The sequence below is a fragment of the Fusobacterium sp. genome (genome assembly GCF_032477075.1).
GTDB lineage: Bacteria > Fusobacteriota > Fusobacteriia > Fusobacteriales > Fusobacteriaceae > Fusobacterium_A.
In genome coordinates, this window is the sequence record NZ_JAWDXO010000048.1 from 1 (window position 1) to 19,879 (window position 19,879).

Here is a 19,879-nt window from a genome sequence, read left to right on the forward strand (position 1 = left end):
TCTTATTCGATTAAATATATCTAATATGAAGCTAAAATAATTAATATTTTTTATTTTTTCAACAAATTTATCAAATTATAATTTCCTAAGAAATAAAAATAAAGAGTCCTGACAAATCAAGACTCTTTATTATTAAAATATAATTGATTGTATAATTATTTTTTTTCTATATCCTTTATAAAAAGTTTAAAGCCAATATCATCATGCATAAAGCCTGAACTTTTAAACATTGATAAAGAAGATATATTATCAGCCTTAACTAACCCAGTCAGCATCTCAAGAGAGCTTTCACTGGCTTTTTCTTCTGCATATCTCAAAAGAGCTTTTCCTATATCTTGATTCTGAAATTTCTTTCTTACTGCTATAAGATCTACCCACATTCCATCATAATGGAGATTGCTTACATAAAGCAAGCCTAAATATGCAGCAGGAATACCCTCTTTATAATATACAAATACTTTATAGCAGTTATTCTTTTTTATTTTTTCACACAGCACATCAGAAGTATATGGTATATCTTTAAAAGATTCACTGTCTATCAATAACAATTCTTCTGCCATTTTTAAAGAACCATCAAACTCTTTTATCATAACATCACACTCCCTGCTGCTATATAAATATTTTATTATTTATTAGAAATAGATTCTACACCTGGTAATTTTTTACCTTCTAAATATTCTAGCGAAGCTCCTCCACCAGTAGAAATATGAGTAAATTTATCAGCATATCCTAAACTTATTGCTGCTGCTGCTGAATCTCCTCCACCTATAATAGTTGTTGCTCCTTTAAGATTAGCTATAGCTTCACATACTCCTATAGTTCCTTTTGCATAGCTAGGCATTTCAAATACACCCATTGGTCCATTCCATACTACAGTTTTAGCTCCATTGATTTCTTTTGTAAATAACTCAACAGTTCCAGCTCCTACATCAAGTCCCATTTCATCAGCAGGTATTGCATCTACTGATACAGTTCTATGAGGTGCATCATTATTAAATTCTTTTGCTACTACTGTATCTATTGGAAGTATAAGTTTACCATTGGCTTTAGCTAGTAATTCTTTTGCCAGTTCAATTTTATCTTCTTCAACTAATGAAGTTCCTGTACTTTTTCCTAAAGCTTTTAAGAAAGTAAACATCATAGCTCCACCAACTAAAACTTTATCTGCTTTAATTAATAGATTTTCTATAACTCCAATTTTATCAGAAACTTTAGCTCCTCCTAATATTGCTACTAGAGGTCTTTCTGGTGCATCAACAACTCCACCTATAAATTTTATTTCCTTTTCCATTAAAAATCCTGCTGCTGTTTTTCCCTCTCCAATATTTGCTGCTATTCCTACATTTGAAGCATGTGCTCTGTGAGCAGTTCCAAATGCATCATTCACAAAAACATCTCCTAAAGATGCCCAATATTTTCCTAGTTCTGGATCATTTTTAGATTCTTTTTTACCATCAAGATCTTCGAATCTTGTATTTTCAAACATCATGATTTCTCCATCTTTTAGTTCAGCAACTGCTGTTTCTAATTCAGGACCTCTTGTAGCAGGTACAAATTTAACCGGTTGTCCTAAAAGCTCAGCTAATCTTTCAGAAACTGCTTTTAGAGATTTTTTAGTTAAATCTTCTTCAGTTTTTACTTTACCTAAATGAGAAAAAGCTATTACTTTCCCCCCATTTTCAAGTACATATTTAATAGTTGGAAGAGCTGCAACTATTCTGTTATCGTCAGTTATTTTTCCATCTTTCATAGGTACATTAAAATCTACTCTCATTAATACTTTTTTACCTTTAACATCTAAATCTGTTACTATCTTCTTAGCCATTATTTCAATCCTCCAAATTTGTTTTTAAAAATAGCGGAACCTTTAAGTTCCGCTATTCATTTCTATTTAGTTATTCTAAATTCAATAATTATTTAGATAATTCTACGAATTTTTTAAGAGTTCTGATTAGTTGAGAAGTATAAGACATTTCATTATCATACCAAGCAACAGTTTTAACTAGTTGTCTGTCTCCTACTGTCATTACTTTTGTTTGAGTTGCATCAAATAGAGAACCATAATGGATTCCAATGATATCACTAGATACCAATTCTTCTTCAGTATACCCAAAAGATTCATTAGTAGCAGCTTTCATTGCAGCATTTATTTCTTCTACAGTTACTGGTTTGTTAAGAACAGTTACAAGTTCAGTTAATGATCCAGTGATTACAGGAACTCTTTGTGCAGCTCCATCTAATTTTCCTTTTAGAGCTGGAATTACTAGACCAATAGCTTTTGCAGCTCCAGTTGTGTTAGGAACGATGTTAGCAGCGGCAGCTCTTGCTCTTCTAAGATCTCCTTTTTTATGTGGTCCATCAAGTGTATTTTGGTCATTTGTATAAGCATGGATAGTAGTCATTAATCCTTCTATAATTCCATATTTATCTTCTAATACTTTAGCCATTGGTGCTAAACAGTTAGTAGTACAAGATGCTCCAGAAATAACTGTTTCAGTTCCATCAAGAATATCATCATTTACATTGTAAACTACAGTTTTAAGATCTCCAGTTGCTGGTGCAGAAATAACAACTTTTTTAGCTCCTGCTTTGATATGGTCTTCTGCTTTCTCTTTTTTAGTGAAGAATCCAGTACATTCAAGAACTACATCTACACCTAAATCTCCCCATGGTAGATCTTTAGGGTCAGCTTGTGCAAAAGTTTTGATTGTATGTCCATTAACCACAAAAGCATCTTCTTTAACTTCGATAGTTCCATTGAACCTTCCTTGTGCTGAGTCATATTTAAATAAGTGTGCCAACATATGTGCATCTGTTAAGTCGTTAATTGCTACAACATCAAATTCTGAGTTTTCAACCATTAATCTCAATGCTAATCTTCCAATTCTTCCAAATCCGTTAATTGCTACTTTAACTGCCATTTGTATTCCTCCTAAAATTTATTATTTTTTATTTTTATAGTAATATAGTTTTTTGCTTATTTTCTATATTAACTATATAATATGTTTACCTCTTTGTCAATTAATATGACAGAACTAATTTTAATCTTTTTCCGATTAGTTTTTTATCATGCAGTCTGTTTTATTCAAGTCATCACCACTGTTATTTTATAGTTTTAACCTTTTCTACATTTACTTTTCTATTTCTGTATTCTTTTTGTTCATTAGATGTAATTATTTACAAACACTCTGTTATCTAATGTATGGTAAATAATTCATTGGGCTCCCTCCCTTACTCTTCTGATAATATCTTCTTCATATCATCAGGAATATCTATTTCCACTGTTTTAAGTTCTCCTGTCTCTACATCTGAAAATTGTGTTTTATATGAGTGAAGCATTTGTCTTTTTGCTCTTTTATCTTCACCACCATAAAGTTCATCTCCTAAAAGAGGATATCCCTCTAAAGCCATATGAGCTCTAATCTGATGTGTTCTTCCTGTGAGAAGTTCTGCTTCTATTAAAGTTAAATCTTCAAACCTTTTTATAACTTTTATCTTGGTTTGAGCTTCTTGTCCACCATCTTTTACAGCTATCTCTCTTCTCCTCAAATCATCACCTACTTTTCCAATAGGTTTATCTATAAGAAATTCATCTTTTTCTATTATGCCTTTTACTATCGCTTTATAGAATTTTTTTACTATTCCTTTTTCCTGAAGAAAAGACTGTGCATAAGAATTTTTAGCTACTATAATAAGTCCTGATGTATTCATATCAAGTCTATTGTAAAACCTTGGTACCATTATTTTTCCAGTTGTTTTTAAAAAGTAATTTACAACACCATTTGCAAGTGTTTTATCTACCTTTTTTTGAGTAGGATGTACTATTATATATGGATCTTTATCAATGAGAAGTATATTCTTATCCTCATAAGCTACCTTAATTGGTATCTCCATAGGTATTATTCCAGTTTCTTTATCTTTTTCCTTTATTAAAAGTCTATTGAGTTTTCTAACTTTCTTACTATTGTTTTTAACCCTCTTTCCATTGAGATATATTTCTAAGTTTCTCAATCCTCTTCCAGAATATCCCTTTGTCTCTTTAAGATATGTACCTATTTCGTAACCATCATATTCTGGTTCTATTACAAATTTTTTCATCAGTTCCTCTCAATTCTTAAGAATTTTTATACTTACATTTATATTCTACTATAATTATCAGAAAAAGTTAATCAATATATTTATAAATCCTAATCTAATCACAATAATTCTTTTTATATATTTAATACATTTATTAATTATATATTTTTTAATCAATAACAGCTATTTTATCTACTTTATATATAGAAATAATATATATATTTAATTTAAAATTTGAATAAATACATCTCTAAAAGAATATAATAAAAGTTAATTTTTCTTCTATAATATTATATAATATAAGGAACGAAAAAGTTAAATTATTATACAGTATTACACAAGGAGTAAAAAATGAATTTAGATAAGCTTGTTGTCTTTGGTATATCCCATAAAGAATTAAGTATGTCTGAACGTGAAGAATTTATTAAGCAAAATCCCGAACAGATTATAAATTCTTTTTTGTCTTCAAAGAAGATAAAAGGTTATATTAACCTTTCAACTTGTCTGAGGGTAGAATTCTATCTTCAAGTTGCGGAAAATTTTTCATTAAAAGACTTTTTAGAATGTTTTTCTTTCAAAAAAGGAATATTTACAAAAATAGGAGAAGATGCTGCTGAATATCTTTTTAAAGTAAGCTGTGGTTTTTATTCTGTCATAAAAGGAGAGGATCAGATACTAGCTCAAATAAAAAAAGCTCATTCATTTTCTATGGAAAACAATATTTCTTCAAAAATACTTAATATTGTATTCAACAAAGCTATAGAACTTGGAAAAAAATTCAGAACTGAAAGTAAAGTATGTCATAATGCTCTTTCTCTTGAAGCTATTTCTTTGAAATTTATAAAAGAATCTATTGGTTTTCTTTCTGATAAAAAAGTTCTTATTCTTGGTGTTGGAGATCTGGCACAAGCTATACTTTATCTTCTGGTGAAAGAAAATGTAAAAAATATAACAATAACTAACAGAACTCATCATAAAGCCTTGGAAGTCCAGAGCATATTTGATATAGATGTTATCAGTTTTGAACATAAAAATACTGCTGCTGCAGAAAGTGATGTAATAATAAGTGCTACTTCAGCACCACATCTGGTACTAAAATCTGAAGAGATAGTCCCTTATCTCCATAATGATAAAAAATATACATTCCTTGATCTTGCTGTACCTAGAGATATAGAGGAAACAATCGGTTCTTCTGGGAATGTTTCCCTTTTCAATCTTGATGATATCTGGAGTGTGTATAATAAAAATTTAGAAACAAGAGATTCTCTAATGAGTGGTTACAGTTATCTCATTGACAAACAAATGATAAATCTGAAAAAATGGTTTCAATATTATGAAGAAAGGACTATATAAAATGAAAAAAAAGATTGTGATTGGGAGCAGAGGAAGTATTCTGGCAATGGCCCAGAGTGAAATGATAAAAAAAATGCTGGAAAATAATTTTCCTGAATTGGAATTTGAAATAAAAAAAATTGTTACAAGTGGAGATACTGACCTTGTGAGCAACTGGAACAATAGTGATAGATCTTTAAAAAGTTTCTTTACAAAAGAAATTGAAGTTGAACTTTTAAATAATACAATAGATTTAGCTGTACATTCTATGAAGGATATGCCAGTAGTCTCTCCTGAAGGACTAATATGTGGAGCAGTACCTGACAGAGAAGATTCAAGAGATGTCTTGATTTCCAAATCTGGAAAAATGCTTATGGAACTTCCTGAAGGTGCTGTGATAGGTACGAGTTCTCTAAGAAGAACAATGAATCTAAAAAACCTCAGAAGTGATCTTAAAATAAAACAATTAAGAGGAAATATACATACTAGACTTAACAAATTAAAAACTGAAGATTATGATGCTATTCTTCTGGCTGCTGCTGGTTTAAAAAGAGTTGGCTTAGAAGATGAAATAACAGAATATCTGGATCCTGAAAAATTTCTTCCTGCTCCTGCACAAGGGGTTCTTTATATCCAATGCAGAGAAAAAGATGAAGAAATCAAAGAAATCTTAAAGTCCATTCATAATAAAGATATAGAAAAAGTAGTTATTATTGAAAGAGAATTTTCTAAAATATTTGATGGAGGATGCCATACTCCTATGGGATGCCATTGTGTTTTAAATGAAGATAAGATTACTCTTAATGGCATCTATTTCAAAGGAGACACTGGCTATTCTGCTTCTATCACAGAAGATGCTGCTTTAGGAATAAAAACTGCTCAAAAACTTGCAGGTATCATAAAGGAGAAAATAAATGACTGACAAAGGTAAAGTTTATATAATGGGAGCTGGTCCTGGTGATCTTGAACTCCTTACTCTAAAAGGAAAAAGAGCTGTAGAAGAAGCTGACTGTATAGTTTATGACAGGCTTATAAATCCAAGGATTCTTAACTTTGCAAAAAAAGATGCTGAAATGATTTATTTAGGAAAAGGAAACACTGAAGGTGGAGTCATTCAGGACGAAATAAATAAAACTATTGTTCAAAAGGCCCTAGAAGGAAAAATTGTTGCAAGAGTAAAAGGGGGAGATCCTTTTGTTTTTGGAAGAGGAGGAGAAGAAATTCAATCTCTTTATGATAATAATATTCCTTTTGAAATAATTCCTGGAATAACTTCTTCTATATCAGTTCCTGCTTATGCTGGAATTCCTGTAACTCATAGAGGAATTGCAAGATCATTTCACGTATTCACTGGACACACTATGGAAGATGGTACTTGGCATAATTTTGAAGCAATAGCTAAATTAGAAGGTACATTAGTTTTTCTTATGGGGATAAAAACTCTTCCTATTATAGTCACTGACCTTATATCCAATGGAAAATGTCCTGATACTCCTGTTGCTATAATAGAAAAAGGAGCTACATCAGATCAAAGAGTTACAGTAGGAACCTTAAATACCATTGTAGATATAGCAAAAGAAAGAAAAATAGTTCCCCCTGCTATCACAATAATTGGGGAAGTTGTAAACTTAAGAGATACTTTTAAATGGTTTGAAGAAAAAAATCTTTTTGGTAAGAAAATTCTTGTTACCAGAGATAAAAAACAAGCTGGTGAATTTTCAGATAAAATTGAAAAAGTGGGAGGAATTGCTGTTGAACTTCCTTTTATAGAGATTGAATCTACAATAGAAACTATTTCAAAAGATATGCTACAAGATTATTCAGCAATACTTTTTAATTCTCCCAATGGTGTCAGAGAGTTTATGAACAAAGTAGATGATGTAAGAATCCTTGCCCACCTGAAAATAGGAGCAGTAGGAAGTAAAACTAAAGAACTTCTTGAAAACTATAAATTAAAAGCTGATTTTATGCCAGATGAATATCTTGTTTCTAAATTAGCTGAACTTTCTATTGAGCATACAAAACCTGAAGATAAAATTTTAATTATAACATCAGATATATCACCTTGTGATACTGAAAAATTTAATTCAATATATGACAGAACATTTTATAAAATGGTAGCTTATAACACAAAAAAAATTATAAGAGAAAAAGATGAAGTTTTGAAAGCTCTATCAAAAATAGAAATAGTAACTTTTTTAAGTTCATCTACTGTTGATGCTTTTTATGAAAGTATAGATGGAGATATAAAAGCTGTCAAAGATAAAAAGTTTGCTTCTATTGGTCCTGTAACAAGTGATACAATGAGAAAATATGGTTTTACTGTAGATCATGAAGCCGCTGTTTATGATGTAAATGGTATTTTAGAAGCTGTTAAATAGGAGGAATATTTATGTTTACTAGAACTAGAAGACTTAGAAGTTCTAAAGCTTTACGAGATATGGTAAGAAATGTAACAATTAATCTTAATGATTTTATCTACCCTCTTTTTATAGAAGAAGGAGAAAATATAAAAGAAGAAATATCATCTATGCCTGGACAATATAGATGGTCAATTGACAGAATAGGTGCGGAACTTACTGAGCTGAAAGAGCTTGGTATAATTTCTGTTCTGCTTTTTGGTATTCCTAAGGACAAAGATCCCCAAGGTTCAGAAGCATATAATGACAAAGGAATTGTGCAGGAAGCCATAAGATACATAAAGAAAAATTTTCCTGAATTTCTTATAATTACTGATGTGTGTATGTGTGAATATACTTCTCATGGACATTGCGGAATACTTGATGGATGTGAAGTTTTAAATGATGAAACTCTTAAATTTATAGCTAAAACAGCTCTTTCTCATGTAAAAGCTGGAGCAGATATTGTTGCTCCATCAGATATGATGGATGGGAGAATAATGGCTATAAGAGAAATTTTAGATAAGAATGGATATGTAAGCACTCCTATCATGGCATATAGTGCTAAATATTCATCAAATTATTATGGTCCTTTCAGAGAAGCTGCTGATTCTGCTCCTAGTTTTGGAGACAGAAAAAGTTATCAGATGGATTTCAGAAACTCAAAAGAATATTTTAGAGAAGTAGAAGCTGATATGGAGGAAGGAGCTGACTTTATAATGGTGAAACCTGCTCTTGCTTACCTTGATGTCATCAATGCTGTGTCTAATATTGATCTCCCTATTGTTGCATATAATGTAAGCGGAGAATATTCCATGGTAAAAGCTGCAGCTCAAAATGGCTGGATAGATGAAAAAGGTATTGTTATGGAAAATATGTTTGCTATGAAAAGAGCTGGAGTGAATATAATAATTACTTATCATGCTAAAGATATAGCTAAGTGGCATAAAAATAACGAAGTTATTTTTTAAAGACTATACAAGGAGGAAAAATGGAGCATAAAATTTCAACTGAAATTTTTAAAAAAGCTGAAAAATATATTCCTGGTGGTGTAAACAGCCCTGTCAGAGCTTTTAAATCTGTAAATAGAGAAGCTCCTATTTTTGCATGTAAAGGAAAAGGTGCAAGAATATGGGATGAAGATGGAAATGAATATATAGATTACATCTGCTCATGGGGACCATTAATTCTTGGACATAATCCTGAAAATGTAATAAATGGGGTCAGAGAAGCTATAGAAATGGGAAGTTCTTTTGGGCTGCCTACTAAAATGGAAGTAGAGCTTGCTGAACTTATTATTAAATGCTGTCCTTCTATTGAAAAAGTGAGACTCACTACTTCTGGTACAGAGGCTACTATGTCTGCTGTAAGAGTAGCCAGATCCTATACAAATAGAAACAAAATATTAAAATTTGAAGGATGTTATCATGGCCATTCTGATTCACTCTTAGTAAAATCTGGGTCAGGACTTTTAACTGATGGCTATCAAGACAGCAATGGAATTACAGATGGGGTATTAAAGGACACTCTTACTGTTCCTTTTGGAGATATTTCTGCTATTAAAACTATCCTTGAAAAAAAAGATGTAGCTTGTCTTATCATGGAACCTGTTCCTGCTAATATGGGAATGATTTATCCTGATATAGAATTTTTAAAAGAAATAAGGGAAATTTGTACTGCTACAGGTACTATTTTAATATTTGATGAAGTTATATCAGGCTTTAGATTATCTTTAGGTGGAGCTCAAGAATTCTTTGGGATCACTCCTGATATGACTACTCTTGGAAAAATAATTGGTGGTGGATATCCTGTTGGGGCATTTGGTGGTAAAGCTGAAATAATGGAACTTATTGCTCCTGTTGGAAGAGTATATCATGCAGGAACTCTTTCTGGAAATCCTGTTTCTGTAAGAGCTGGGTTTGAAACTATCAGCTATCTATTTAATAACAAAGAAACTTTGTATAAAAATTTAAAGGAAAAAACTCAATATCTTGTAAATAATATAAAGAATCTTGCTCTTAAATATAGTGTTCCTGTATGTGTAAATACAATAGGATCTCTTTTCACTATATTTTTTACTGACAGATCTGAAGTAAAAAATCTTGAGGATGCTCTTTCTTCTAATACTGAAAACTTTGCAATATATTTCAATACAATGCTGGAAAATGGAATTATCTGCCCTCCATCTCAGTTTGAAGCTCATTTTATATCAGCAGCACATACTAAAGAAGATTTAGATAAAACTCTTACTTCAATAGAAAAAGCCTTTAAATTTATTGGGGAAAAGAATAATGGAAAATAACTTTTTTCCTGTATTTCTAGATTTAAAAAACAAAAATATACTTGTAATTGGAGCTGGAAAAATAGCTTTCAGAAAAACTGAAACACTTTTGAAATATGGTGCAAAAATTAAAGTTATTACTAAAAATATAAAAGAAGAAAAATTTAAAAACTTAAAAAATATAGAATTAGCTTTAGATATATTTAAAGAAGATATGCTTAATGATACATTTATGGTAATAGCTGCTACAGATGATACTTCTTTTAACAAATATATTTTTGAATTATGCAGTAAAAAAAATATACTTGTCAATAATATTACATCTAAAGCAGATATGAACTGTCGTTTTTCAAGCGTTTTTGAGAATGATGAATATCAAATTGCTATCTCTGCAAAAGGAGATCCTAAAAAATCAAAAACTCTTAAAGAAAAAATAATTAATTTTTTTAATACTCAAGAACATTAGGAGGTAATAATGAAAAGAATTATTCATACTGAAAAAGCCCCTGTTGCTTTAGGACCATATTCACAAGCTGTTGAAGTTAATGGTACCCTTTTCATATCTGGCCAGATACCTTTTCTTCCAGAAACTATGTCTCTTGTTTCTGAAGATATACAAGACCAAACTAAACAGTCCCTTGAAAATGTAAAAGCTATTCTTGAAGCTGCTGGATATACTTTCAAAAATGTGATAAAAGCTACTGTCTTTATAAAAAATATGGAAGATTTTGCTCTTATGAATGAAGTATATAATGAGTATCTTGGAAATATAAAACCTGCAAGAGCGTGTATAGAAGTTGCAAGACTTCCTAAAGATGTGAAAGTAGAAATAGAGGTTATTGCTATGAAATAACCAAAAAGGTCAGTACAAAATCTACTGACCTTTTTTATTTTTAATTATATTATTTTTCTTTTTTTACTTTAGTCGGAGTAAACTTTACTACTGCTAAAGGATGAATTGTCATTCTTTCCTTAGTCTTAGGGTTACTGATTACTCTAGGTCTTCTTCTCAAAAGAGAAAAAGTACCTACTTCTTTAAACTTTATATTCCCAGCATCAACAATATTCTTTTCTATTAAATCCAAAAGTACATCTACATCTTTTTTGGCATTTGCATTAGTAATTCTTTTTTCATGGTTTTCTTTATATTTTTTTATAAAGTGTAATTTATCCATCTATCTTCCCCTCTTCAATCTTATCATTTACAAACTTTATAAGACCCTTTCCAGAACTGAATTTTATTTTTCTGCTTCCAGGAATTATTATCTCTATTTTTGTCTTAAGTTCAACCATTCTCCTAGGTCTGACAGTCCTCATTTCAAAACTTCCCCAATTTTTAAACTTAATTTTTTCACCTTTTTCAAGATATTCTCTTACAGTTTTCCAGAAAGTATCAACCTTTTCTTTAGCCTCTTCTAAATTTTTTAACCCTCTTTCTTTCATATACAGTTTTAAAAACTCTTTTTCTCCCATACTTACTCCTTTTAAAACTAATTTTATTTCACCACAATATTAAACTATTTTTTTTTATTCTACATTTTATTATATTCTTAAAAGCACATATATTTAAAGTATTTATTATCATTTTAGCGTTTAAATATGTTTATGTCAATATACTTTCTTATTTTTTTATATATAAAAAGTATTATATATATTCTAATATTTGGCTTATTTTTTCATATAAAAAAGATGGCTATAAATTTTAAAACTTTAACTTTTTAGCCATCTTTAATTATTTTTTTATTTCATTTCTATATATTCATTTAATTGTTTTTTTTGATTTCTCCCTTCAAAATATGAATCTCTTTCTAAGATTAACTTAGAACTTGTTATATCTCCTACTACCTTACTGTTAGTTAATATTTCAACAATATCCGCTTCAAGCTCACCTTTACATATCCCACTTACAATTATTTTATAAGCTCTGATTTTTCCATTTACTCTTCCACTTGTTCCAACTGTAACTATAGCATTTGAAATAATGTTTCCTGTAATTATTCCATCTATATGAAGATTGCATTCGTTAGTGATATCTCCTACTATTGCACTTCCTTTGGAAATAGCTGTCATCCCTTTTGCTGAAAAATCTGCCTCTATATCTTTATTATTCCTGCTAAACAATCCCATACCTCCCCCTTAAAAATTTATTTAATATTAATTATGTATTCTTAAAGTAATTCTTTTTTATTATTTACTCTATTTCTTATAGATTATATGTTTTTTTACTTTGTGTCAAACTTTTTTTCTTTTTTAAATTTTATTATATTTTTTCATTGAAAATAAAAATCAAATTATAATCTTTTTTATTTGAAAATAAAATTCTATTTATAATTAATATGAAAATATTTTTTTAATTAGAAAATTAAATAGAATTATGTTCTAATATAATTCAATTTTTAATTTTTTTTATTTTTTTATTGACCATTTTTAGACAAAGTGATATTATTCGTTCTATATTAAAAAATTATATTTTATTTTACAATTAAATATAATATATTAATATTCTATAAAATTAAATATTTTAGGGAGGTTTTACTATGAAGAAAGTTGTTTCACTTTTGTTTGCAAGTATTTTAATGGTTTCATTATATTCTTATACATTAGGTGGTGAAAAAGTATATAAAATAGCTACTGACACAACTTATGCCCCTTTTGAATTTGAAAATGATAAAGGAGAATTGGTAGGAATAGATATGGATTTAATGAAAGCTATTGCCAATGATCAAAAATTCAAATATGATGTAGAAGTAGTTGGATTTTCTGCTGCTCTTACTTCTATGGAAACAGGACAATCTGATGGGGTAATTGCTGGAATGACTATTACTGAAGAACGTAAAGAAAAATATGATTTCTCTGTTCCATATTTTGATACTGGAGTATCTATGGGAGTTAAAATTGGTTCTGCTATAAAATCTTATGAAGATTTAAAAGGAAAAAAAGTAGCTGCTAAAATTAGTACTGTAAGTTGTAAATATGCTGAATCTATTGCTGATAAATATGGCTTTGAAATTGTATATTTTGAAGATTCTACAAGCATGTTTCAAGATGTTCTTTTAGAAAACTCTGTTGCATGTTTTGAAGATTTTCCTGTACTTGGATATGAAATATCTCGTGGACTTGGATTAAAAATGCCTTTAGGTATAGAACAACCTGCATCTTATGGTTTGGCTGTCATGAAAGGAATGAATAAAGATCTTTTGGAGTCATTTAATAAAGGTCTATCTAACTTGAAAGATAGTGGCGAATATCAAAAAATATTAGATAGATACATTTCTAAATAATTATTCATAAAGGATGTAAAATATGGCTTTTATAAATATCTTAATTAAATATTATCCCTCCTTCATTGCTGCATTAATAGAAACAATTAAATTATCCATTATATCTCTTATAGCTGCTACTATTTTAGGTACAATATTTGGATTATTTAAAATAACAAAAAATGTAGTATTAAAAGGGATTGCAAATATATATATCGAAATTATACGTGGAACTCCTCTTATGGTACAAGCATTTATCATTTACTATGGATTTGCCCAGCTTTTAAGACCTATTGGATTTACATGGGCATCTATTGGAGGAGCCTTTACAGCTGGAGCTATAGCTATGAGTCTCAATGCTGGAGCTTATATGGCTGAAATAATAAGAAGTGGTATAGAGGCAGTAGACCAAGGACAAATGGAGGCTGCTCGAAGTCTAGGTTTATCATATTCAAAGGCTATGAGAAAAGTTATTTTTCCTCAAGCTCTTCGAATAATGCTTCCTTCTATAATAAATCAGTTTATAATTTCCCTGAAGGATACCTCTATCCTTTCTGTAATAGGAATACGTGAGCTTACTATGAATGGAAAAATAATAGCTGCTAACTCTGCTTCTCTAGTAATGGCTATATGGCTAGTAGTTGCTTTCTTCTATTTTATTGTCTGTCTTTTTCTTTCTTGTGCTGCTAAAATAGCAGAAAGGAGACTAAACTATGGAAAGTAAAATATATGTTAAAGGATTAAAGAAAAATTTTGGAGATCTTGAAGTTTTAAAATGTATTAATATGAATATATCTGAGGGAGAAGTTGTATGTCTTATAGGTCCTTCAGGTTCTGGAAAAAGCACTCTTTTAAGATGTTTAAATAGACTGGGAGATTTTTCTGAGGGAGAAATTTTTATAGCTGGTTCCTCTATAACTGATAAAAAAATTAATATAAATAAAGTAAGGGAAAAAATAGGAATGGTTTTTCAACATTTTAATCTCTTTCCTCATCTTACAGTTATAGAAAATATAGTTCTTGCTCCTACAATGCTCCAAATCATGAATAGAAATGCTGCAAAAGAAAAAGCTCTTCAGCTCTTAAATCGTGTAGGCCTTTTAGATAAAGCAGATGCATATCCTTCTCAACTTTCAGGTGGACAAAAACAAAGAGTAGCAATAGCAAGATCACTTGCTATGAACCCTGAAATAATGCTTTTTGATGAACCAACAAGCGCTCTTGATCCTGAAATGATAGGAGAAGTATTAGATGTTATGAAACAGTTGGCTGCTGAAGGAATGACTATGATTGTAGTTACTCATGAAATGAGGTTTGCTAAAGAAGTTTCTGATAGAATTATATTTATGGATGATGGATATATAGTAGAAGAAGGTAAACCTGAAGATATATTTTCACACCCTAAAAATTTAAGAACAATTGATTTTCTTAATAAAATAATTTAGTTCCCTTATATTTTATTTGGATAACAGGTCAAAAAATAATAAGTTGAACTAAATTACTATCCTTGTTATAGTAAATAATTAAAAATATTTTTTATTTTATATTAAAAAAGGCTATAGAAAAATTCTATGGCCTTTTTATCTTTTGCCTCTTGACAAATTCCTTTCCAATTCGTATAATAACTATAATATTGCACTGATGCATTCTCTTATAAAAGGATACTTGCAGTACAGACTGATCAGGTTGTAAAACCGGGCTGTAAAACAGCAACAGATGAAATTGACAGCATCTGTGGGACAAGTGTGTTCCATAGATGCTTTTTTTATACTAATATAATTTTTGGAGGTAAAATTTCATGAAAACTTTGACAAATGAACAGACAGCTATGAAAGTTTCTTTTATTTCTATTATTTGGAATATTATTCTTTCTGTTTTTAAACTTTTTGCTGGTATAGTTGCTCATTCTGGTGCTATGATTTCTGATGCTGTCCATTCTGCCTCTGATGTTCTCAGTACTTTTATAGTTATCATTGGAGTAAAAATAGCAAATAAAGAATCAGACAAAACACATCCATATGGACATGAAAGAATGGAATGTGTAGCAGCTATTCTTTTGGCAGCCATTCTTTTTGCAACTGGATTAGGTATAGGATACAAAGGTATTCTTATTATTTCTTCCAATGACTACAGTCATTTAACTGTTCCAGGAATCCTTGCTCTTATTGCTGCTGTTATATCTATTGGAGTGAAAGAAGGAATGTACTGGTATACAAGAGTTGCTGCTAAAAAAATAAATTCTGGTGCTCTTATGGCTGATGCATGGCATCACCGTTCAGATGCTCTTTCATCTGTTGGAAGCTTTGCTGGAATACTTGGTGCAAGACTTGGATATCCAATATTTGATCCTATTGCCAGTGTTATTATTTGTATATTTATTTTAAAAGCTGCATTTGAAATATTTATAGATTCTATCAATAAAATGACTGATAAAGCTTGTGATGACGAGACTATAGAACTAATCAGAACCCTCATACTGAAACAGGAAGGAGTTCTAGGAATAGATCAAATTAAGACTAGATTATTTGGAGATAGAATATATGTAGATGTGGAAATTCAAGCAGATGGAAATATTTCTCTCAACCAAGCACATGGTATAGCTCATTATGTTCATGATGCTATTGAGAATAATATTTCTAAAATAAAGCATTGTATGGTTCATGTAAATCCAGTCAATAAAAAAATAGGTGATTTATAAGCAGGAATATAATTTTAGGTATTTTTGGTAGAAAAATTCTAAAATATAATCTAGTTTTATAATCACCCATTATTTTAATATGCGTCTATTTTTTTCTTATAACTATCCCAATAGTATCAAAATACTTTCCATTTTCTGCTTTCATCATTTCAATATCATGCACTGCATATTCATTGTCACATTCAAGCCATTCCTTCCAGGCTTCATCATGACATTTCAAGGATTCACATTTCTCAATAATAATTCCCTCTGTTCTAGAAAAAAGTTCTTTCCACCAATATTTAGTATAAAAATTCATATTTTGCTGCCAGAAAGGATGAAGTTCTTCAGGTATTTTTCCATCTTCAAATTCCTTTTTTAAACCAGGTACAGCTAATATAAATAACCCATTTTCTTTTAATAAAGGCAATATATGTTTTTCAAAAAACCCCTCTGTATTACCAAAATAATGATAAGAATCTATTGTTACAATTATATCAAAAAAATCATGAGCAAAGGGGAGCTGATGAGCCTCAGCTCTCAATGGAATTATTTCTTCTCCTAAATCCACTTTTTTAAATCTTTCATAGTTTTCTGTAGGATCAATCCATAAATCAGCAGCAAATACACTTGAATCATATTTTTCAGCTAAAAATATAGATGTCAGTCCTTTACCACATCCTAAGTCAAGTATTCTTGACCCTGTTTCTATTTTTATTCCATTGGTAATTTCTTCAACTATCCTAAAACTATTAGGTCCCATCATATTATCCATCAAAAACTTTTTGCTATATTTTATATCCATTATTTTCTCCTATTCTTTATCTTCTAAAGAAATTTTCTGCAAAAACACCTATCTCCTTTCCATCATCAATCCATCTATTAGATCAGTTATGATTTATAGAAAGACACATTATCTCCAAGCATTATTACCTATTCTGTACTTCTCCTTCTTTATTTATATTTTAAATAAACGATACCTTTTTTATTTAAGTTTGTCAATAGAGTTATTTACAAATAGACAAATAAGGACTATAATCAGTTTAGGGAATGTATGTAGAAATTAAATTTTTAAGGAGTGATTTTATGGAATGTAATGTAAACTGTGGTAATACTCATGTTTCTGAGTGTACTTGTCCTAAAGACTGTCCTAATCATGGAAAATGTTGTGATTGTGTAATGCATCATAAAAATGATATAGGAAATCTTCCTTTTTGTCTCAGACCAAAAGAATAGCAATAAAAAAGAGGATAGGTAAAAAATCTTTTAACCTATCCTCTTTTTTATTCACTATATATTTATATTTTATTTAGTAAATCTCCCCACTATCTCTGTATGGGCTGTATAATGTATAAACTATATTTTATATATTTTATCACTATCTATTTATTTTTATAGTTTATTAAAAAAGTTCTATAATCTGAATGAACATATTTTTTTATTATTTATCAATTTTTATTACCTATTCTCATTTTAAATAGGTGGTTGGAAAATGGTTAGCGATTCCAACTTGATAATCTATTTTTTATATTCCATGTGTTAACGACATTAATATAATACCTGCTAAAATTGCTATCAGCGCTTCTTTAGTGTACCCATACTGTTACGAAATACATAATAAAGTAAGAGAAGATAATTAGTTATCTTCTCTTACTTTGTTTTAGGGTAGTCTCAACTGTGATTTAATGGGGTCTGGTATTACTACAGAGTTTTACTTCCATTCAATATTGAGGTATCGTCCATCCAATAACTCCTGAATTAAGAAAAGAGATAACTGATTCAGTTATAGCTAGATATAATGAAATGGGGTTATCCAGTGAGCTAAAATAGTAAGTTACAGAAAAATAATCTGGGAATAAAAAAATCTAAAAATAATTTTTAAGTGTAAAAAATATTCTTGTTGGCTATATGTTAACTACAAAGAAGAGGGAGATTTTTTATTAGAAATATAAAAATAGGAAAATTATCTGAGAGAGTGAAAGCTCTCTTTTTTTATTATAAAATTATCTATTCTTATAAATAAACAACTTGTAATTTTTATCATTCTAAGGTACTATACAAGTAATAAAAAAGGATAATGGAGGAATAAAAATGAACTATAAAATAAAAGAAATGGATAAAATTATGGAATTGAAATTTGTAAAAAAAGTTACAACTTTAGTTGAATATAAAAAAGAGTAGAAATTAAAGATTGTGGTAAAGGAAAAATTTATATTGATAAAGAAATAAAATTATCTACAGAAGATTTCAAAAATTTTTCTGAAAATCTTTTAACTGATTATTCTCTTTTAAAAGATTCTTGTAAATTTATAGAAAGTAAGAATTTATTTTCTGGATCAATTATCACTGATGGAAAAAATAAAATAATTGTTGAAACTCAAGGATATAATTATCCCAGATATATGGCGGTTTTATAAAAAGCAAAGGGAATATTTGCCCTTTGCTTTATCAAGTTTTTTATCGAATTCACCATTATATTTTTTTCTAACTCAAGCATTTCCTCAAAACTTATTTTTTTATATCAATTTGTGTATATGATTCTATATTTTCTTTTTAAATAAAATAAAAAACTCTAAAAGTTTCTATAATTTTTATAGTTTATTTAGAATTTAGCAATTGCATTCCCAATCACTTATAACATAATTATTTATTGTGCATTAGATATTCTTTTATTGCCTCTTCTTTTCTACCCAAATTACTTTTACTTTTCATTCTATTATAATATGCCTTTTCATATGTTGGATCTAATTCTATTACTTTATCATAATCCTTTATAGCTTCTTCTGCTCTACCTAAATTGTTTTTTACAATTCCTCTATTAAAATATGCTAATATATATTTTGAGTTTAGTTCTATTACTTTATCATAATCCTTTATAGCTTCTTCTTCTTTACCTAATATATTTTTACTAACTCCTCTATTATTATATGCATCTATATATGTTGGGTCTAGTTCTACTACTTTATCATAATCCTTTATAGCTTCTTCTTCTCTGCCTAAATCACTTTTACTAACTCCTCTATGAAAATATGCATCTGTATATGTTGGGTCTAGTTCTACTATTTTATCATAATCTTCTATAGCTTCTTCTTCTCTACCTAAATCATTTTTACTAACTCCTCTATGAAAATATGCATCTATATATGTTGGATCTAATTCTATCGCTTTATCATAATCCTTTATGGCTTCTATGGCTTCTTCTTCTCTGCCTAAATCACTTTTACTAACTCCTCTATGAAAATATGCATCTGTATATGTTGGATCTAATTCTATCGCTTTATCATAATCTTTTATAGCCTCCTCTTGTCTACCTAATTTACTTTTACTAATTGCCCTATTATTATAGGTTTCCGCATTTTTCGGATTCAACTCTATTGCTTTAGTAAAATCTTCTATAGCTTCTTCTAACTTTCCTAAATTATATTTAATTCTCCCTTTTTCAATGTAAGAATTTTCATCCATTATACTTCCTTTAATAACAATAAATAAAGTCACACTTATTATTAGCAATAATATTCCAAGATACCTTTTTCTCATAAACATCTCCTTTTTAGTAATTTTCTTCATATTCATTTGAAGATAAACAAAACCAAAGCAATTTTATCCTATTATTATACTTACAAACTTAGTACAAATTTTCTTTACATATCTCTGCCTTTATAAATCAATCTTTTCTAATATCAAAATTTTTAATATGTTATAATTTTAGCTTATATTCTAAATAATTTCAATGGTTATATTAAGTATCTCAATTAAATAAAAAAAGCTGAGTAACATTTAAAAAAAATGTTTCACTCAGCTCTCTTTTTTGTATAATATAGTTACCACCCTAATTATACAAAGGAGACATACA

The 19,879-nt window shown here is 29.2% G+C and carries 21 protein-coding genes and 1 riboswitch; of the genes, 12 read left to right on the plus strand and 9 right to left on the minus strand.

Translation table 11 applies throughout. The annotated features are described in order from the left end of the window. Window positions 1–155: 155 nt before the first annotated feature. The 4 genes from E6771_RS14470 to E6771_RS14485 all read right to left on the minus strand — a co-directional run bounded on the left by E6771_RS14470 (window position 156) and on the right by E6771_RS14485 (window position 4,098). Entirely contained in the window at window positions 156–590 is a 435-nt protein-coding gene (locus E6771_RS14470; protein WP_316092053.1) for a GNAT family N-acetyltransferase, read from the minus strand. A gap of 35 nt (window positions 591–625) precedes the next feature. Further along, window positions 626–1,825, minus strand: coding sequence for a phosphoglycerate kinase (locus E6771_RS14475; RefSeq protein ID WP_316092054.1), 1,200 nt, complete (start codon window positions 1,823–1,825; stop codon window positions 626–628). A gap of 88 nt (window positions 1,826–1,913) precedes the next feature. Next, the gene (gene gap / locus E6771_RS14480) at window positions 1,914–2,921 is read right to left on the minus strand and encodes a type I glyceraldehyde-3-phosphate dehydrogenase (protein WP_316092055.1); all 1,008 of its coding nucleotides are present in this window, start codon (window positions 2,919–2,921) and stop codon (window positions 1,914–1,916) included. Between the two features lie 310 nt (window positions 2,922–3,231). Further along, the gene (locus E6771_RS14485; protein ID WP_316092056.1) at window positions 3,232–4,098 is read right to left on the minus strand and encodes an RluA family pseudouridine synthase; all 867 of its coding nucleotides are present in this window, start codon (window positions 4,096–4,098) and stop codon (window positions 3,232–3,234) included. Between the two features lie 330 nt (window positions 4,099–4,428). Between E6771_RS14485 and hemA the strand changes: the two genes are divergently transcribed. From hemA to E6771_RS14520, 7 genes are read left to right on the plus strand one after another with little or no spacing between them, the layout of a single operon-like run. Further along, window positions 4,429–5,430 carry a glutamyl-tRNA reductase gene (hemA, locus tag E6771_RS14490; RefSeq protein ID WP_316092057.1) on the plus strand — a complete coding sequence of 334 codons (1,002 nt, stop codon included), beginning with the start codon at window positions 4,429–4,431 and terminating at the stop codon, window positions 5,428–5,430. Between the two features lies 1 nt (window position 5,431). Next, window positions 5,432–6,331 carry a hydroxymethylbilane synthase gene (hemC, locus tag E6771_RS14495; protein ID WP_316092058.1) on the plus strand — a complete coding sequence of 300 codons (900 nt, stop codon included), beginning with the start codon at window positions 5,432–5,434 and terminating at the stop codon, window positions 6,329–6,331. Continuing rightward, window positions 6,324–7,790 (plus strand): uroporphyrinogen-III C-methyltransferase, encoded by a 1,467-nt coding sequence (gene cobA, locus E6771_RS14500; protein WP_316092059.1) that lies wholly within the window; start codon window positions 6,324–6,326, stop codon window positions 7,788–7,790. Before hemC ends, cobA begins: the two co-directional genes overlap by 8 nt. Window positions 7,791–7,801: 11 nt before the next feature. Continuing rightward, the gene (hemB, locus tag E6771_RS14505; RefSeq protein ID WP_316092060.1) at window positions 7,802–8,779 is read left to right on the plus strand and encodes a porphobilinogen synthase; all 978 of its coding nucleotides are present in this window, start codon (window positions 7,802–7,804) and stop codon (window positions 8,777–8,779) included. A gap of 20 nt (window positions 8,780–8,799) precedes the next feature. Further along, window positions 8,800–10,110 carry a glutamate-1-semialdehyde 2,1-aminomutase gene (hemL, locus tag E6771_RS14510; protein ID WP_316092061.1) on the plus strand — a complete coding sequence of 437 codons (1,311 nt, stop codon included), beginning with the start codon at window positions 8,800–8,802 and terminating at the stop codon, window positions 10,108–10,110. Beyond that, entirely contained in the window at window positions 10,100–10,555 is a 456-nt protein-coding gene (locus E6771_RS14515) for a bifunctional precorrin-2 dehydrogenase/sirohydrochlorin ferrochelatase (RefSeq protein ID WP_316092062.1), read from the plus strand. The genes hemL and E6771_RS14515 overlap by 11 nt, the downstream gene beginning before the upstream one ends. A 9-nt stretch (window positions 10,556–10,564) precedes the next feature. Then, a complete protein-coding gene (locus E6771_RS14520) occupies window positions 10,565–10,942 on the plus strand; it encodes a RidA family protein (protein WP_316092063.1) in 378 nt (125 codons plus the stop codon). A 49-nt stretch (window positions 10,943–10,991) separates the two neighbouring features. On the opposite strand, the gene E6771_RS14525 is transcribed toward E6771_RS14520, so the two are convergent. The 3 genes from E6771_RS14525 to E6771_RS14535 all read right to left on the minus strand — a co-directional run bounded on the left by E6771_RS14525 (window position 10,992) and on the right by E6771_RS14535 (window position 12,216). Then, on the minus strand, window positions 10,992–11,264 hold the full coding sequence (locus tag E6771_RS14525) for an HU family DNA-binding protein (RefSeq protein WP_316092064.1): 273 nt from the start codon (window positions 11,262–11,264) through the stop codon (window positions 10,992–10,994). Continuing rightward, window positions 11,257–11,562, minus strand: coding sequence for an HU family DNA-binding protein (locus tag E6771_RS14530; RefSeq protein ID WP_316092065.1), 306 nt, complete (start codon window positions 11,560–11,562; stop codon window positions 11,257–11,259). The genes E6771_RS14525 and E6771_RS14530 overlap by 8 nt, the downstream gene beginning before the upstream one ends. Before the next feature lie 267 nt (window positions 11,563–11,829). Next, entirely contained in the window at window positions 11,830–12,216 is a 387-nt protein-coding gene (locus E6771_RS14535) for a polymer-forming cytoskeletal protein (RefSeq protein WP_316092066.1), read from the minus strand. A gap of 410 nt (window positions 12,217–12,626) precedes the next feature. Here E6771_RS14535 and E6771_RS14540 point away from each other — a divergent pair, with 410 nt between their 5' ends. From E6771_RS14540 to E6771_RS14555, 4 genes are all read left to right on the plus strand, one after another. Further along, window positions 12,627–13,370: a transporter substrate-binding domain-containing protein gene (locus E6771_RS14540; protein ID WP_316092067.1), complete on the plus strand. Its 744-nt coding sequence runs from the start codon at window positions 12,627–12,629 to the stop codon at window positions 13,368–13,370. 22 nt (window positions 13,371–13,392) lie between these two features. Beyond that, window positions 13,393–14,073 carry an amino acid ABC transporter permease gene (locus E6771_RS14545; RefSeq protein WP_316092068.1) on the plus strand — a complete coding sequence of 227 codons (681 nt, stop codon included), beginning with the start codon at window positions 13,393–13,395 and terminating at the stop codon, window positions 14,071–14,073. Continuing rightward, complete coding sequence (locus E6771_RS14550) at window positions 14,063–14,794, plus strand: amino acid ABC transporter ATP-binding protein (RefSeq protein ID WP_316092069.1); 732 nt, start codon at window positions 14,063–14,065, stop codon at window positions 14,792–14,794. The genes E6771_RS14545 and E6771_RS14550 overlap by 11 nt, the downstream gene beginning before the upstream one ends. A 222-nt stretch (window positions 14,795–15,016) precedes the next feature. Further along, window positions 15,017–15,095: riboswitch (NiCo riboswitch) on the plus strand. Window positions 15,096–15,147: 52 nt separating this feature from the next. After that, window positions 15,148–16,047 (plus strand): cation diffusion facilitator family transporter, encoded by a 900-nt coding sequence (locus E6771_RS14555; protein ID WP_316092070.1) that lies wholly within the window; start codon window positions 15,148–15,150, stop codon window positions 16,045–16,047. A gap of 85 nt (window positions 16,048–16,132) precedes the next feature. On the opposite strand, the gene E6771_RS14560 is transcribed toward E6771_RS14555, so the two are convergent. Further along, complete coding sequence (locus E6771_RS14560) at window positions 16,133–16,831, minus strand: SAM-dependent methyltransferase (protein WP_316092071.1); 699 nt, start codon at window positions 16,829–16,831, stop codon at window positions 16,133–16,135. A gap of 281 nt (window positions 16,832–17,112) precedes the next feature. Between E6771_RS14560 and E6771_RS14565 the strand changes: the two genes are divergently transcribed. Next, window positions 17,113–17,262 (plus strand): hypothetical protein, encoded by a 150-nt coding sequence (locus tag E6771_RS14565; protein WP_316092072.1) that lies wholly within the window; start codon window positions 17,113–17,115, stop codon window positions 17,260–17,262. Between the two features lie 1,407 nt (window positions 17,263–18,669). On the opposite strand, the gene E6771_RS14570 is transcribed toward E6771_RS14565, so the two are convergent. Next, window positions 18,670–19,563 (minus strand): tetratricopeptide repeat protein, encoded by an 894-nt coding sequence (locus E6771_RS14570; protein WP_316092073.1) that lies wholly within the window; start codon window positions 19,561–19,563, stop codon window positions 18,670–18,672. Window positions 19,564–19,879: the final 316 nt, after the last annotated feature.